Raw genomic sequence first — 16,409 nt, 5'->3', positions numbered from 1 at the left:
GTGCAGCCGCTCTTTTCCCAGGTTGGGATAGAGGGTGCGCAACTCTCGAATGCGCTTCACCAACCGCGGGTCGCGGTTCTTGCCCCGTTTGCGCTTGGCGATCGGCGGTTTGGGAATGAGCGCCGCCGGGTTATCCCCTGCGGCTTTCAACGCGGCTTTCCAGCGATAGAGCGTGCGTCGCGACACACCAAACGCTTCCTGCGTGGCGCTCAGGCCGTGCCGCTCCCAAAAGCGCAGAATCCGTAATCGTTCTTGGGCATCTTTCGGTGTCATTTCCCACTTCTGTCCCAACGCAGCCAACCGATAAAAACCTTTGATCCCATAGCCAATTCGTTGCACCTGCATCGTACCACCCCTTACGCAGAAACATGCCAAAGGGGCTTGAACTTATTCAGAGCTGCAGCGCACGGCACGTTTCTCTCTCATGATCAAAGGACCTTCAACAGGTCAAGGCGGAGTTGCTCTGCCCGTGCTCTTCCTTGCGTCGTTCCCATGATCGCTTGGTACCAACGGCCAAACAGGGCACGCAAGGCTTCATGGTCTGGCGCTGCGGCAATCGCTTCGATCAAAGACAAGTGGTCGATGGGCGTTGCGGAAAAGGTGCGCAGCGTATTGATCATGAAATTGCGCGCCATTTCGAGTTCTTTGGGATTGGGTGGATGAGGAAGTGGGCGGAACGCCGTGATCGATTCGATGCGGTCGACCGGCTGCGTTGCTCCCGTTTCGTCGACCGTCCCAACCAGCTCGATCAGCCCAAGCTCTTCCAGTGTGCTGAGAACATGGGTCAAATCGTCGGTAGCGGCCAGCTCCCGCAATTGGGAAACGCTCTTTTGACCGTCGATGAGGATGAGGATGCGCCGTTGTCGCGGATTGAGTCCCGCGCTGCGCGTCGTGATCTCTTCCTGCCCTTTTTTCGTTTTGCGGAAGATCGCGTCGCTCATGGTTGTGTGTCTCCAGTTTGTCCTTTGGTGTGGGGGTCGGGAAGATAGTCGAGGAGCGGTACCGGCGATTCTAGCAAGGTTGACACTGTGGCGAGCCAACCCCATTCGTGGGGGTGAACGAGGCCGTCTGCGGTGACCAATGCGACGCACAGCTGAAGCGCCAAATGGCGAAGGCTTGGTGGCGCAGCGCGCAGCGCGTCGAGCGCAGCTTCGATCGCCTGAGGCGTGAGCGACTCAGGTGGCTGCCACAGCAGATCGGGATGAGCGCTTTGCGCGACGACCTTCAGGAAGCGCTGTTTTTGCATCGCAGGATTTTCTCCGCCCAAAACAGCGGTCACGGAAAGCAGTGTCGCCAAATGCTGTCGCATGCGACCTGGAAGGAACGGACTGCGCGCCTGAGGCGAGTGAAGGGAGTTACGGAAGAGGAGCCACAAAAGGAGATGGTAGCGGGTGCGGTCGGGTAGTGTGCCGATCTTCTGTTTGAGGTTCGCCAGGAGCATTTTCCTTTCGGGCTTGGATAGCCGTTGGAGCGTTGGGATCAGAAGCAGGGCGAGCGGGTAGCGCCACGCTGCGGGGATGCGTGAAGTGCCCACCAAGTCGACCGTGAGTTGGGTCGCGCTTTGCGGATGGTAGAGTGCCTGTTGGATGGAAGGTGGCAATTGTTCGCGCCATTCCTGGATCGTCAACCGCTTTTTGGTCGAATCAGGGTGCAACCCAATGTTTGACTTGAGGCGAACGGTTTGGGTTTGTGGGGGTGACTCCGATACGTCATCGGTTTGTCTCTTTGTGGCATGGGGCTCGTTTCGTACCAACAAAACGCCAGTACCGTGCGCCGCAATGTGTTGAAGAACCCACAACGCTTCGTCGGGTTCGAGCGGTTCGAGGTATGCGCCCGGTGGCAGTGGCGCGGTGGTCGTCCCTTCCAACCGGCGAATGCGGTCGCCCAACGGAGGATGGGAAGGGAACCCGCCCCAGCGAACCGGCGCGATGAGGAAAAGGTGGACGGCTTCGGCAGGGACGAAGGCAAGCAGCGATGCGCGGTCGTTCGCAGCTTTGCGGAGCGCCTGAGCCAATCCGGTGGGGTTTCGGGTCAATTGCACTGCGGTGGCGTCGGCCAGAAATTCGCGCTGACGGGTGATTGCCGCGCGAATCATTTGCGCCATGAAGTGCGTCAGTGACCCGATGCCGACGAGGAAGAGACCAAGCAGTTGACGCTGCCGGTACTGGACGGACCGATGCAAAGAGCGCCAGAAACGAGGGGTGCTGGAATGTTGGGGTCCGTCCGTGAGCAGCGCGCGCCCAAAATTGGTGAACAGCTCCAGCCCATACAGCCATGCGACTAAGTGCCAATTGAGGCGCATGTCGCCGTGGACGATGTGCGCGATTTCATGGGCGACGATACCTTGAAGCTCCGTGCGCGTAAGGCGTTGCAGCGCGCCTTCGGTGACTGCGATCGCGGTCTGGGAAAGATTTCTGCCAGCGGCAAAAGCGTTGATGGTCGGTTCTCTGGGAATGACGTAGAGTTGTGGGCACGGGATACCCGCTGCGATCGCGATCTCTTCCGTGACATGGCGGTAGCGGGTTGCTGTAAGGGATTGGGTGTCTGGGGCGAGCGGTTCGGCACCCAACCATTCGGCGAGTGCGCCGGCATCCATTCGCGCCAGTTGCCACCGTTTCCCTGCGGAGAGGACAAAAAGGGTGAATGCTACCGCAGCGACGGTCGTGAAAAAAAGCGGTGGGTCCCACCATTTGCCAGTCGTAAGAGGGGTATCCGCAAACAGAAGCACGATGGGGTAACACAGAATACCCGTAAGAACGATTGCGCCAGCGAATGCCAGCAAGAGTGTGCGGCTGGCGCGAAGTGCGCGTTCTTGCTGGGCAAAGAAGTCGCGCATCGGCGGTTGCGATCGGGGTCAGGAAAGACGAACGGGGGGCGGGGTTTCAAGCTGCGAGCGGTCGCTTGCTTCCCACAACGGCAATTCGGGGAAAGCGAATGCTTGCGCGATCAAAAGGTCGGGAAACTGCTCGCGATGCGTGTTGTAGGCGGTCACGCTATCGTTGTAGGCTTGGCGGGCAAACGCGATCCGGTTTTCGGTGGTCGTCAGCGCTTCGAAGAGCGCCTGTACGTTCGCTGTGGCTTTGAGGTCGGGGTAGGCTTCGGCTAACGCGAAGAGGCGAGAGAGCATCCCACCGAGTGCCGATTCGGCTTCGGCAAGATGCGCCATCGTATCACGATCGGGGATACCGCTGCTTCGGGGGCGCTGGGTGGCTGCGTGGGCAGCCGTTTGTGCGGCAACCGCGTTTTGCCGCGCACGGATAACGGCTTCCAGCGTCTCCCGTTCGTGGGTGAGGTATGCTTTCACCGTTTCGACCAAATTGGGAATGAGGTCGTGTCGACGCTGCAGTTGCACGTCGATCTGAGCCCAGCCGTTTTGGGCGCGCTGTCGAAGCGTGACCAACCGGTTGTAGAGGACGATGCCCCAGACGAAAAATGCAAGAGGGGTTAGGATCAGTAACCATGTAGTGAGGTGCTCCATCGTCCTCTCCCGGGGCGCAATGCTAGGAACGGGTGATCGGTTTGTAGCGGATCCGTTTCGGCCTTGCCGCTTCTTCACCCAGACGCCGTTTCTTGTCCTCTTCGTACTCGCGGTAGTTGCCCTCAAAAAAGGTCCATTGCGAATCCCCTTCGGCCGCTAGGATGTGGGTGCAGATTCGGTCGAGGAACCAGCGGTCGTGGCTGACAACAAGCGCGCAGCCAGGGAATTCGAGCAGCGCCTCTTCCAGGGCGCGAAGCGTCTCGACGTCGAGGTCGTTCGACGGTTCGTCGAGAAGCAGCACGTTGCCGCCCTGCAGGAGGGTTTTCGCCAGGTGCAGACGCCCCCGTTCGCCGCCGGAGAGCTTCCCGACGATTTTCTGTTGATCCGCCCCCTTGAAATTGAAGCGGCCAAGATAGGCGCGGCTGTTGATCTCGAAATTGCCGATCTTGAGGATGTCCTGACCGTTGGAGACCTCCTCCCACACCGTTTTGTTGGGGTCGAGCCCCTCACGGGTTTGGTCGACCGCAGCGATTTTTACCGTCGGGCCGATCAGAATTTCCCCGCTGTCGGGGCGCTCTTTCCCCAAGATCATGCGAAAGAGCGTCGATTTACCGGCGCCGTTGGGGCCGATGATCCCTACGATTGCTCCTTTGGGAACGATGAAGGAGAGATTGTCGATGAGCAGCCGATCGCCAAACCCTTTACTGACGTTGCGGAATTCGATCACCTGGTCACCCAACCGCTCCCCAGGTGGGATGAAGATCTCTTGCGTTTCGTTGCGACGTTGATACTCGATGCTGGCAAGTTCCTCGAAGCGGGCTAACCGCGCTTTGGATTTTGCCTGACGTCCTTTAGGGTTACTGCGAACCCACTCCAATTCGTGTTTCATCGCTTTGAGGCGCGCCGCTTCGGCTTTGGCCTCTTGCTCCAGGCGTTTCTCTTTTTGCTCCAACCACGAGCTGTAGTTCCCTTTCCAAGGAATCCCTTCGCCACGGTCGAGCTCCAGAATCCATTCGGCGGCGTTGTCGAGAAAATAGCGGTCGTGGGTCACCGCAACAACCGTTCCGGGAAAGCGAACCAGGTACTGCTCCAACCATTCGACCGATTCGGCGTCGAGGTGGTTGGTGGGTTCATCCAAAAGCAGCATATCGGGTTTGGAAAGAAGCAATCTCGCAAGCGCCACGCGTCGCTTTTCTCCGCCAGAAAGGTGTGCGATTTTGGCGTCCCAAGGGGGGAGGCGAAGCGCATCGGCCGCTTGTTCCATCTGGTTTTCGATGTCGGCGCCCGCGTGGGCGAGAATCGCTTCGTATTTGGCTTGCTCTTCGGCGAGTTTCTCGAAATCGGCGTCGGGTTCCGCGTACGCGGCGTAGATTTCGTCGAGCCGTTTTTTTGCTTCGATGATTGCTTCCAACCCCGATTCGACCGCTTCGCGCACGGTTTGGGTGGGGTCGAGTTCCGGTTCTTGCGGCAGATAGCCGATCTTGATCCCCGGCTGCCACTGGATTTCGCCCTCAAACTCTTTATCGACGCCCGCCATGATGCGAAGCACCGTTGATTTTCCAGCGCCGTTGAGGCCAAGCAGCCCAATTTTGGCTCCCGGGAAGAACGAAAGCGAAATGTCTTTGATGATTTGCCGTTTCGGGGGGACGGTTTTGCTCACCCGAAACATCGACATCACGTACTGCGCCATCGGTTGATCCATTCCAGTTGGAGACGATGGTTCATTATACCGTGGTCACAGGAGTGCTTGGCGCTGTGCGAAGTAGATGAGGCGCGGCCGCAATCTTCCGGTTTTGGCCGCGCTTTGCTCGATGAAATCGGCAGATCAGAGATGGAGCTTCTCTTTGAGGCGCGAAAAACCCATCATCTTCATCAAGGCTTTTTCGTAGAACGGCTCCGAGTTGCCCGACTTCATCTTGTTGAGGAAATATTTCTCGAAGCCGATCTTCGCCCAATGGACCCACTTGCCCGAAGCAAACCAGTTCACATCGCGTGGGGGAATCTGAGGAATCGCCGCAAAGGCGGCGCCGCGGTCACCGAAGTCCGCAAGACAGAGCGCCTGCCAACTCCCTTTGTGGGTTGGCTCTTTGCCGTCGAGCACCTCTTTGAGGTTATGGACGATCGCGGTCACCATCGACTCGATCATGTACCCAGTTTTGGGAACGCCGGTAGGGACAGGGGTGGGACTCACCGGAGGAATGGCGATACAAACGCCAGCCAGATGTTCGGGTATTTGGGGCTGCGCTGGTACTCGTCCACGATCACGAAGCCGCGGGGATTGCACAACCCTTCGACCGCTGCCACGGCATCGACTCCTTTGAACGCCGGGAGCATCATCGCGTGCTTGAACGGGAGTTCGTGTTGCTTGACCAGTTGGCCGTTGCGGTCGAGCTCGTCGACGAACAACTTACCGTTTTCTACCCGCGTGGTTTTGGCGTTGGTGATCCAACGGATGTCATGTTTGCGAAATTCGTGTTCCATGATCCCTTTGGAATCACCAACGCCGTCCAAACCCAAATGGCCGATGTACGGTTCCGAAGTGACGAAAGTGATCGGAACTTTGCTGCGCAGTTTGCGTTTGCGCAGCGCGGTGTCGAGCACCATCACGTATTCATAGGCGGGACCGAAGCAGCTCGCTCCCGGCATCGCGCCGACGATCACGGGGCCAGGATCGGCACACAATTTTTCGAAATCGGCATAACACTGTTCGGCATGGTCCACGGTACAGACCGATTGGGTAAAACCTCCGTTGGGCCCCGATCCTGGGACTTCGTCGAATGCCAGTTTCGGACCGGTGGTGATGATGAGGAAATCGTAATCGACCGTTTCCCCGTTTGCGAGCGTGATGGTGTTGCGGTTCGGGTCGATCTGCGTTGCCGGCTGCGCGATGAAGTCGATCCCTTTGCGTTCGAGATAGGGGCGGATGGGCAGGATGATCTCTTCTCTTTTGCGCCAACCCACTGCGACCCAGGGGTTCGACGGAACGAACTGGAAATAGTCGGTGGCGTTGATTACGGTGATTTTGTGTGGCGGCCCGATGAGTTCGCGGGCCTCGTATGCTGCAGGCATGCCTCCGATTCCGGCGCCGAGGATGACGATATGCGCCACGTTACTGCCTCCTTTGGTGGGACGAACAAGATTATTATTTACTAATATAATTCCCTTGTCAAGGGAATCATCTGCCCGTAGCCGCGTTCAGGAGGGGGACGGGAATGGCTTTTTGTCGTCGGCCGTTTCGGGCGGGGTATTGTCGGGCAGATAGGCAATGATCTGGCACAGCACTGCCGCAAGATAGGGGATCGTTTGGAGGGCAAGGATCGCAATCCAGAGGCGGATCTCAAGGGAGAGCCAACCCCGCTGCGCGACAAGGAGGGCGCCGCTTGCGGTAATTGCCGTGAGCATACCCAGCTCTTCGCGGATCGGTCCGAAAAAGGCGAAGGTGCCTTTGGCGCGCCACCCTTTGGGGGTGCGCACGAACGTCCCTTTTTTGTGGGTGAGTCCCGCCAATACGCCGCGGGCGATGGTGTGCGACAGCCCCACCGAAAGGATCGACGCCCCCAGAATATCGATCCATTTGGTTTGCATGGTGCGGCGATAGAGGATCGGTCCCAACGCCGATTTGAACGCCATGAAGCCGAGCACCGGTGCTGCGAGCGTCGCCACGGGAAGCGTGAAGGTCTTTGGCGCGTAGATCATCCCCAGCGTCCAGAAGAGCGACCCCATCGCGAAGATGAGGTGGAGCGCATCCCCAAACCAGGCAAACCACCCTGTGAGGAAATGGTAGCGTTGCGCGAAGGTGAGGTTTGAGGGTTTTCGCCCCAATAGGTACGGCATATGGGCTTTGAGGATCTGCATCGCCCCAAACGCCCAGCGGAAGCGCTGCGATTTGATCGCGGCGAAATCCGACGGGGTAAGCCCGCGGCCGAAGATGTGGTCGACGTAGCGGATCTCATAGCCCCGCTCCAAGAGCCGCAGCCCCAGCTCGGTGTCTTCACAGATGCACCATTCGGACCACCCGCCAACCGCTTCGAGCATCGGGCGACGAATGAGTGTCATCGTCCCGTGCTGGATGAGGGCGTTGCGTTCGTTGCGGTGGTGCATCCCGATCCGGAAAAAGCCCTCGAACTCCCAATTGCACATCCGTTGGAAGAAGGAGTGTTCATATTCCCGGTGGGCTTGCGGCGCCTGAACCACCGCAACGAGCGGGGACTCGAGGAAATGGGGGATGAGCCGCGCAAGCCAGTCCCGCTCGACGACGTAATCGGCATCGACAACGCCAACCACCTCGGCACGTGGGTCTGTTTGCCGAAGCGCGAAATTGAGCGCCCCTGCTTTGAATCCGGGCCACTTGGGAAGGTGGAAAAACTTCACCCGATCGCCCAATTGGGCACAGTGGGCTTCGACCGGCTTCCACAGCGCTTCGTCGGTGGTGTTGTTGTCGACGACGATCACTTCGAAGTGGGGGTAGTCCATCGCAACGAGCGAATCGATGGTAGCGATCACCATCTCAGGGGGTTCGTTGTAGCAGGCAAGATGAATCGAGACGAACGGGGCTTTTTCGGGGGGTACTGGAGGAAGGGGAGTGAAACGCCGCCGCCATTGCCGTTTGAAGAGGACTTCGCCGAATTCGAAGCCGTGGGAGAGGAGCACCGCGGCGGTCATCAGCGTCGCCACAATGAGAAAGACAAGACCGACGAGATCGCCACGGGAAAGGTAGTAGTCTTTGGGCAGATAAGCGCCGATGAGGAGCACGATCACGCAGAGTTGCGTCAGTCCCATCAACCACAGACGCCCCAGCAGGTTCCAGCTGGCAAGCAAAAAGGCGAGCGCAAAAAGAAGCGGTGCGCCGATCAGGGTTGCAAGTTTCGCCTTCTCTTGCCAACGGACGTCGCGGACGATGAGGCCATCGAGCGAATATTTCGGTTGCCGGTCGGCGTCAAAGACCCCCCAATGGGCGCCAGCCCAACCTTCAACGGCCACCTTCCACGGCTGGTCGAACGCTTCCATGATGTAATAGTCGAGGAAGAGTGACCGTGGGTCGGAGAGAAAGCCGCGGACGAAATGAGCGGCGTTCTCGATCGAGGCTTCGGCCCGTTCATCCCCACCCAAGAGGTTGGGCATGACCTCGCCGCGACTGGGCCAGCCAATCTCACCGATCACTACGGGAAGTTTCGGGAAGCGCTTTTGGACCTCTTCGAGCCGCCCAAAGGCGTAATCGAGCGCCCGGGAGGCGTCGATCCCCTCGTGGTAGGGCAAAAGGTGGATCATCACGAAATCGACGTGGTCAGCCAGTTCGGGGTTCTTCAGCCAAACGTGCCAAGGTTCGGCGGTCGAGACGAGGGGGCGGCGATTTTTGTCGGGAAAGCGGCGGCGCAGCTCCTCTCGGACGCGATCGAGGTAGGCAGCCATTTCGGCAACGGTCATCTCTTTGCGCAGCAGCGCTTCGTTGCCTACGACGATGCGGGTGATGTTGTCGTAGCGTTCCGCCAGTTGGAGTCCCGCTGCGATTTCGCGTTCGGAAAGCGCCTGATCGGCAGAGACCCAGAGTCCCATCGCCACTTCGAATTTGCGCTGGTAGGCTAGGGGGTAGAGGGTGGGGGCGTCGGTGACCCCGTAGGTGCGAATCCGTTTCGTATAGAGGGCAAGCAGCTCGAGATCGTGCGCGATCTGCTCTGGGGTGGGATAACGCTTTTCCAGCGGCGATTGATCCCGGCGAAACGGGGTGTAGGCAAACCCGTTGATCTCTCCGGCAACCCCCGGTTCGGTTCCTAGTCGCACGTGCCATGCCCAGGCTTGCCAGAAAGCGGTAAGGACGAGCGCGGTAAGAAGCAGCGCTGTGAGCGTTCGGCGCAGCAGTTGCAAAAAGGGCATGACAGAGCGCAGCATGGTAGGTTCCTACGAAATCGCGTGAAGGAAAGTCGGTAGAATCACGACCGATTGGGAAATGGGCGGAGAACGGTTGTGGATACGACAGGCAGGCAGGATTCTAGCAGGCTGGCAGTCGCAGAAAAAGGTGGTTGGCTTTTTCTCTTTGTGAGTCTGACCGCTTTTCTTGCGCTGCGTTTTCTTTGGTTAGAAAGCGGCATCGTTCCTTTTGCGTGCGGGGCGACATGGCAACCGGAACTGGGGTGGGCGTGTGTCGCAAAGACTTTGCTCGTGCAGGCTTTCATCGAGGAACGGGCGGGTTGGGTGGCCGTAGCGCTTGCGGTGGTCGCATTCCGCTTTTCCTGGCGACGGGTCGCGTTTGGGGCGCTCTGGTTGGGCTGCTTTGCCACGGTGTTCTACAGCGCGACGACAGGGGTCATTGCGGTGCTGTTGGCGCTGCCGGTGTGGTTGGGTTGGACGCAACGCGGGCGCGCGGAAGCGACAGCGTGATCGCCGCGGTGGTCAGCAACCATAAGAGCGCTTGGCCGTTCATCGCCTCTTTCAACCAGACGAACGCGGCGCAGAGGAGCGCAATCGCCCCCCATAGCCGTTCGGTGAGGGTAACGGACCAGCGACGCAGTGGCGCCACCAACGCAAGCGGTAGGTAAAGACAGGTGGCATAGTCGCGATAACGGCCATCGACGACGAGCCAAACGTTGGCGACGGCCAGGGCAAAGAGCAGATAGGTGGTTGCAACGGTCAGCCAGTCTGGTGGGGTCGCGCGGTAAGTGGGTCGTGCCGCCAGCGCGACCGCGACGGCAAGCGCCACAACGCCCGTGGCGCCCAAAACCCCCCATTCCCAACCGTTGCGATACGCGATCACCGCATGTTCCCATTGCCAAAAAGCCGTAAAACCCAGCGCCGCCCCAAGAAGCACCACAGGCCAGCGTCGCACCGACGCGATGAGCGGCAGCAGCACCGCGCCGATGAGTGCCGCAGTCAGAGGGGGCCAGAGGGTGTCACGCTCCGCAACGGACCCGGTAAGGGGAAATTTTGGTTCCTCTCCGATAGTCAAAACCCCCCAATACCCACCCACAGTCCCTTCGAGCGCACGTTTCCACGGTTGGTCATGGGATTCGATGAAATTGACGTCCCAGTCGAAAGTTGCCGCCAGTGAGAGTACGTCGCGAACGTACTTCGCCTGATTCACCCGCGAGGGAACGGCGCCTTCGCGCTGTTTGCCGGCGCTGGGCCAGCCGGTCTCGCCGATCGCGATCGGAATGGCACCGAGCACTTGGCGGGCCATCGTTCGGACGAGGAAGAGATGTTCCGCAGCCGCGTCGATTGGCTGCGGTCGATCTTCCCAGTACGGAAGGATATGAATCGTTGCAAGGTCGACGTGTGGCAGCAAAGCATTCCGGTACCGCAACCAGAATTCCCAGACGTCGGCGTAGGTGACGGGAACCTGCGCGTGGGCTTTCGCTTGCTCGAGGTAGCGTGCCAAATTTTCTGGTGTCTGTTCGCGCCGCAGCAAGACTTCGTTGCCGACGATGAGGCGTGTGACCACGCCACGATATGCATTGGCCAATGCGATCGCGCGCGCCAATTCCTGCCCATTCTTTGCCTCGTCCCGACCAATCCAGGCACCCAGCCAAACCGTGAGGCCGTAGCGGGCAGCGACTTCGGGAACACGGTCGAGTCCTTGGTCGACCGAATAGGTGCGCACACAACGGGTGATTTTGGCCAACGCTTGGAGGTCCAGGTCGATCCATTCCGCTGGGATCTGGGTATTGGGGTCAAGGGGTGTGGCGCCAGCACGAAAGTAGGGACTGTACGAGACACAGGGAAGGCGTGTGTCAGCGTTGTGGCGCGCAGGCGCTTCGGGTAGGGGTTGCGGAACCGTTTCGCCGTGGTACCAGACCACGAAGAACGCGACCACAAAGAGCCACAGCGCTACCAGAGCGCGCGGAAAGGGGAGCGGGCGCTTCATCGTTCGGCCGCGATTCGCTGGGAATACCTTTCCGCCGTGAGCCATTTTTCTGGATCGATCGGCTTTTCCGCGCGAAAGAGCACGATCCAATGGTGCAATGGCGCTTCATTGAGCCACTCGGGGTGGTCTTGCAGCGCGCGGTTGACATCGAGGACTTCGAGGTCAACCGGTGCAGCGACGTCGGACGCAGTTTTGACCGACTCGACGACGAAGAGGGTTTCGCCCTCGGTTACCCGAACTTCACGATCCGGAAGTTCGACAAAGACGACGTCGCCGAGCTGCTCGGCCGCAAAAGGGGTGATCCCCATGCGCCACAGCCCTTCCCCTTCGGGTTGTAACCATTGGTGCGTGGGTAGATAGATCCGGTCATCCGCACTGGCGTTGGTCGTTTGCACTTTTTTGCCTCAAAGGGTTGTGAAAAAGAAACGAAAGGAGTATTGTAGCGAAGTGGTGGGCAAAAAAACGCACGCGCGGCTCGCTACGTTGTTTCGACTGTTTGAAAGGAAAGTGAATATGACCACGCAACAAGCCGCCCAAGCGGGCGATACCGTCCAGGTGCACTACAAAGGGACACTGGCTGACGGCAGCGTCTTCGATAGCTCCGAAGGTCGCGATCCCCTCCAGTTCACACTGGGGGCTGGACAGGTGATCCCCGGCTTCGAGAAGGCGGTTGAAGGGATGCAGGTAGGAGAGCGCAAAACCATTACGATTCCTGCCGACGAAGCCTACGGGCAACGTTCGGAGCGCGCGATGCTGCAAGTGCCGCGCGAGCAACTGCCACCGGAAATCGAACCGCAAGTTGGGCTGCAGCTTGTGATGCAGCGCGCTGACGGACAGCAAATTCCTGTGGTGGTGGCCGAGGTGACCGAAACGTACGTAACGATCGATGCGAACCACCCCCTTGCGGGCTACGACCTGACGTTCGAAATCGAGCTGGTGGCAACCGATCGCGCCGCCTAACTCGTGACAGGTGGTCGATGAGGAAGGCGCAGCGCGTCGACCTGCATAGCCACTCGACCGCATCAGACGGCGTTTTGACCCCACCCGAGCTCGTCAAAAGGGCTGCCCAGAATCGGGTGGCCCTTTTTGCGCTCACCGATCACGATACCGTGGCCGGTTTGACGGAGGCTCGGGAAGCTGCTCGGCAACTCGGGGTTTTGTTCGTTGCGGGCGTGGAAATTTCCGTTTCGTTCGCCGGGGAGACCATCCATCTCGTGGGATTGGGCATCGACGAAACGGACCCGGTGTTGACCGCAGGGCTGGAGCAAGTTCGGCGCGGGCGCACGGAACGCGCGCGCAAGATGGCGGAGGCACTCGAAGCTTGTGGCTTTGCCGGTGTCTGGGAAGGGGCTTTGCGTTTCGTGCGCCACCCCGATTTGATTAGCCGGGCCCATTTTGCGCGGTACCTCGTGCATGCGGGCCATTTCCCGTCGATGCACGCGGTTTTCACCCACTACTTAGCGAAAGGAAAGCCGGGGTACGTGGACCATCATTGGGCAACGCTCGGAGAAGCGGTTTCGTGGATTCATGCTGCAGGAGGGGTGGCGGTGGTGGCGCATCCGGGGCGGTACCGCTTGAACGAACGGGAGTGGGGCGCGCTCCTCACCGAATTCGTCGATCTGGGAGGGGAGGCGATCGAGGTGGTCACCTCGGCGCACGATCACAACGCTACCACCCATTGGGCCCAGATCTGTCGTCGCTACGGTCTTGCCGCGTCCCAAGGAAGCGACTTCCACGCCCCCGACGAGTCGCCGTGGGATTTGGGGGCAATGGGCTACCCGTTGCCAGACGACCTCGTTCCCGTCTGGCAACGGTGGCAATAACGGATCGATTAGCGTTTGCGTTTGGGGGGAAGGTCGGTACAACTCCCTTCGGCCACCTCTGCCGCCATCCCGACCGATTCGCAGAGGGTTGGGTGGGGATGGATCGTGTGCGCGATGTCGGCCGCCTCTGCGCCCATTTCGATCGCCAAGCAGATCTCACCGATCAACTCCCCAGCATTCACCCCAACGACGGCACCGCCAACGATTCGCTTCGTTTCGGCATCGAAGATGAGCTTGGTGAACCCTTCGTCGCGGCCGTTGGCGATCGCCCGGCCGGACGCTGCCCACGGGAAAGTGGCCACTTCGACCGCTCGCCCCTGCGCTTTCGCTTCGGTCTCGGTCAAACCGGCCCAAGCGATCTCTGGGTCGGTGTAGGCGACCGACGGGATCTGCAAGACGTCGAACGCCCGTTTGTGTCCGGCCGCAGCCTCGGCCGCAACGTGCCCTTCATGCACGGCTTTGTGCGCGAGCATCGGCGCTTCGGCCAAATCCCCGATCGCAAAGATGTGCGGCACGTTGGTACGGCGCTGGGCGTCTACCGGGATGAATCCCCGTTCGTCGATGGTGATACCGGCCGCTTCCGCGCCGATCGCTCGCCCATTCGGGCGCCGACCGACCGCAACCAACACCAGATCATACCGTTGGGCTCCTTCGGGTGCGTTGGCTCCTTCGAAACTTGCCCAGATGCCGTCGTCTTTGGCTTCGAGTGCCGTTGTGCGGGTGTTGCGGTAGAGCCCGGCGAAGCGCTTGCCGTTTACCTTTTCCCACACCCGCACCAGGTCACGATCGGCCCCCGGTATGAGATCGCTGCTGGCTTCGACGACATCGACCTGCGCCCCGAGCGTCGCATACACGGTACCCATTTCCAGACCGATGATGCCACCGCCGACGACCAGCATCCGCTTGGGTAAGAAGGGAAGCGCAAGCGCACCGGTAGAATCCACCACACGGGGGTCTTGGGGTTGGAAGGGGAGACGAATCGGCTCCGACCCGGCAGCGAGAATCGCTTGCTCGAAGGTGAGCGTGAGCGTTTCACCCGTCGGTCGGCCGTTCGGACCCTCGGTCCGTTCGATCGCCAACGTGCTGGGCCCCGTGAGTTTCCCGATGCCCTGGATGTGATTGACCTTGCGCGCTTTGGCCATTCCCGCCAGGCCTTGGTTGAGTTTTCGCACCACTTGGGCTTTGTAGTTACGCAGGCGGTCGAGATCGATCTGCGGCGCGCCGAAGGTGATGCCGGCTCGGTCGAGATGACGCGCTTCGTCGATCACCGCAGCGACGTGCAGCAGTGCTTTCGATGGGATACAGCCCACATTGAGGCAAACGCCCCCAAGGACGGGGTAACGTTCGACGATCGTTACCTCAAGACCAAGATCCGCTGCGCGAAATGCGGCAGAGTATCCGCCTGGACCGCCACCAAGCACCAGCAATTGGGTTTTCATGCTCATCGTCTTCTCCCGTCTCGGTTAGAGGAGCACCCGCCGGAAATCGGCAAGGAGTTGCGTGAGCAATGTCGTGAAGCGGGTGGCGTACGCGCCGTCGATCACCCGGTGATCCGCGGTAAGCGAAAGCGGCACGATCAGGCGAGGAACGAACGTTTCGCCGTTCCAGACTGGTTTCATCACCGCTTTATTGACGCCCAGGATCGCCACTTCTGGGGCATTGATGATCGGGGAGAACCCCGTTCCACCGATGCCGCCCAGACTCGAGAGGGTGAAGGTTGCCCCTTGCATCTCAGCGGGAGCGAGCTTACCGGCGCGCGCTTTTGCCGCTAACTCCGCGGTTTCGCGTGCGATCTCCACGAGGCTCTTTTGGTCGGCGTTCTTGAGCACCGGCACGACAAGCCCGTGCGGCGTATCTGCCGCAAAGCCGATGTGCCAATAATGCTTAAGCACGAGGTTGTGCCCATCGAGGCTCGCGTTCATCTCCGGGAACCGCTTCAACGCCGCAACGCAGGCCTTGATGAGAAACGCAAGGAGCGTGAACTTCACCCCTTCGCGTTCGTATTCGCGGTTCAGTTGTTGGCGAAACGCCTCGAGCTCGGTGATGTCCGCTTCGTCGTGGTAGGTGACCGCGGGAATCGCCACCCAGTTGCGTGCCAGGTTCGCTGCGGAGATCTTACGGATTCGGGCCAGTTCCTTGATTTCGATCGGGCCAAATTTGGCGAAGTCGACCTTCGGCCACGGGGGTAGGTCAAGCGCCAAGCCGCCACTGGTTACCGCGGGGGTTTTGCCTGGGACTACGCCACTGGTCATCGCCGCTTTGACGAAGTTGCGAACATCCTCTTTGCGGATCCGGCCGTTCGGGCCGGTTGGGGTGACGAAGCGCAGGTCGACACCCAGCTCCCGAGCGTATGCGCGAACGGCGGGACTCGCATGGACTTTCGCCCCCAATGAGACACCAGGCAGCGGCTCGGCAAGTGATGGCGCGTTCGGTGCGTGCGAAGCGGGTGCGGCGGCTATGCCCACGGAAGACGAAGCCGGGACCGTTTGCGTGGGCGTTGGCGATGGCGCAGATGAAGCGGTTGGCGTTGTCGACGATTCGGTTTTGGGGTGTGCGGTTCCACCTTGGGAACGTCTTGGGGGCGCAACGTGGCTTTCATCCGGAGCGACGATCGCAACCACGTCCCCTGCATTGACCTTGTCGCCCACCTGGACGCGCACCTCTTTCACCACCCCTGCGACCGTAGCCGGGACATCCATCGTGGCTTTTTCGGATTCCAACGTACAGATCGGATCATCGACCGCAACCCGCTGCCCAGGGGCAATCATCACTTCGATCACCGGTACGTCGTGGAAGTCTCCGATATCGGGAATCACGAGCGCCACTTCTTGCGGTTGGGTCGAGGGGGGTACGGTTGCGCCCGCTGCTGCAGACGCATTGGACGGAACTGCGTCAGACGCGGCGGGGGCAGCGGTTGCGCTGGATTCGGTTGCTCTGCTTGGTGCCGCGTCGCTGGCTTGCGCTGCTGTCGCTGTGGTCGACGTCGCGGATTCGGTTTCCCCAGAGGCCTCGGTTTCGATCACGACCACTGGCGTGCCTTCATTGACTTTGTCGCCGACCTGCACCTTCACTTCTTTGACGATACCGGCAACGGTGGACGGGACGTCCATCGTCGCTTTTTCGGATTCGAGCGTACAGAGGGGATCATCCACAGCGACGCGTTGTCCGGGCGTGACCAAAACCTCGATGACGGGAACATCGTGAAAGTCGCCGATATCGGGGACGGTAACGGTTACCAATGTGCTCATCGCCG

Annotated in this window: 13 protein-coding genes and 1 pseudogene; 3 read left to right on the top strand and 11 right to left on the bottom strand. The window is 60.0% G+C overall.

Translation table 11 applies throughout. The features are described from left to right. The 7 genes and pseudogenes from KUL93_RS07470 to KUL93_RS07435 all read right to left on the bottom strand — a co-directional run. The coding region (locus KUL93_RS07470; RefSeq protein ID WP_217126446.1) for a helix-turn-helix domain-containing protein at positions 1-345 on the bottom strand (345 nt) is incomplete at its 3' end. 83 nt (positions 346-428) lie between these two features. After that, the gene (locus tag KUL93_RS07465; RefSeq protein WP_217126445.1) at positions 429-941 is read right to left on the bottom strand and encodes a hypothetical protein; all 513 of its coding nucleotides are present in this window, start codon (positions 939-941) and stop codon (positions 429-431) included. After that, positions 938-2,836, bottom strand: a complete 1,899-nt coding sequence (locus KUL93_RS07460) for a M48 family metalloprotease (protein ID WP_217126444.1) — start codon at positions 2,834-2,836, stop codon at positions 938-940. Before KUL93_RS07460 ends, KUL93_RS07465 begins: the two co-directional genes overlap by 4 nt. A gap of 18 nt (positions 2,837-2,854) precedes the next feature. Next, a complete protein-coding gene (locus tag KUL93_RS07455) occupies positions 2,855-3,478 on the bottom strand; it encodes a LemA family protein (protein WP_217126443.1) in 624 nt (207 codons plus the stop codon). A 22-nt stretch (positions 3,479-3,500) separates the two neighbouring features. Beyond that, entirely contained in the window at positions 3,501-5,168 is a 1,668-nt protein-coding gene (gene ettA / locus KUL93_RS07450) for an energy-dependent translational throttle protein EttA (RefSeq protein WP_217126442.1), read from the bottom strand. Between the two features lie 135 nt (positions 5,169-5,303). Beyond that, positions 5,304-6,586, bottom strand: a pseudogene (locus KUL93_RS07440) (NAD(P)/FAD-dependent oxidoreductase). Positions 6,587-6,673: 87 nt separating this feature from the next. Then, a complete protein-coding gene (locus KUL93_RS07435; RefSeq protein ID WP_217126439.1) occupies positions 6,674-9,364 on the bottom strand; it encodes a glycosyltransferase in 2,691 nt (896 codons plus the stop codon). A gap of 147 nt (positions 9,365-9,511) precedes the next feature. On the opposite strand from KUL93_RS07435, the gene KUL93_RS07430 reads away from it, so the two are divergent. Then, complete coding sequence (locus tag KUL93_RS07430; protein ID WP_217126438.1) at positions 9,512-9,853, top strand: hypothetical protein; 342 nt, start codon at positions 9,512-9,514, stop codon at positions 9,851-9,853. On the opposite strand, the gene KUL93_RS07425 is transcribed toward KUL93_RS07430, so the two are convergent. Both KUL93_RS07425 and KUL93_RS07420 read right to left on the bottom strand, forming a co-directional pair. Beyond that, entirely contained in the window at positions 9,780-11,333 is a 1,554-nt protein-coding gene (locus KUL93_RS07425; protein WP_217126437.1) for a glycoside hydrolase family 17 protein, read from the bottom strand. The genes KUL93_RS07430 and KUL93_RS07425 overlap by 74 nt on opposite strands. Next, entirely contained in the window at positions 11,330-11,728 is a 399-nt protein-coding gene (locus KUL93_RS07420; protein WP_217126436.1) for a glycine cleavage system protein H, read from the bottom strand. Before KUL93_RS07420 ends, KUL93_RS07425 begins: the two co-directional genes overlap by 4 nt. A 118-nt stretch (positions 11,729-11,846) precedes the next feature. On the opposite strand from KUL93_RS07420, the gene KUL93_RS07415 reads away from it, so the two are divergent. Beyond that, positions 11,847-12,293: an FKBP-type peptidyl-prolyl cis-trans isomerase gene (locus KUL93_RS07415; RefSeq protein WP_217126435.1), complete on the top strand. Its 447-nt coding sequence runs from the start codon at positions 11,847-11,849 to the stop codon at positions 12,291-12,293. Positions 12,294-12,310: 17 nt separating this feature from the next. After that, complete coding sequence (locus tag KUL93_RS07410) at positions 12,311-13,156, top strand: 3',5'-nucleoside bisphosphate phosphatase (protein WP_217126434.1); 846 nt, start codon at positions 12,311-12,313, stop codon at positions 13,154-13,156. Between the two features lie 8 nt (positions 13,157-13,164). Here KUL93_RS07410 and lpdA read toward each other — a convergent pair whose 3' ends face one another. Together lpdA and aceF are read right to left on the bottom strand one after the other, a co-directional pair. Further along, positions 13,165-14,601, bottom strand: a complete 1,437-nt coding sequence (gene lpdA / locus KUL93_RS07405) for a dihydrolipoyl dehydrogenase (RefSeq protein ID WP_217126433.1) — start codon at positions 14,599-14,601, stop codon at positions 13,165-13,167. A gap of 18 nt (positions 14,602-14,619) precedes the next feature. Continuing rightward, on the bottom strand, positions 14,620-16,404 hold the full coding sequence (gene aceF, locus KUL93_RS07400; RefSeq protein ID WP_217126432.1) for a dihydrolipoyllysine-residue acetyltransferase: 1,785 nt from the start codon (positions 16,402-16,404) through the stop codon (positions 14,620-14,622). Between the last annotated feature and the right edge of the window lie 5 nt (positions 16,405-16,409).

This window comes from Hydrogenophilus thiooxidans (assembly GCF_019049855.1).
Lineage (GTDB): Bacteria > Pseudomonadota > Gammaproteobacteria > Burkholderiales > Rhodocyclaceae > Hydrogenophilus > Hydrogenophilus thiooxidans.
This window is presented reverse-complemented; position numbering and strand designations above follow the sequence as displayed.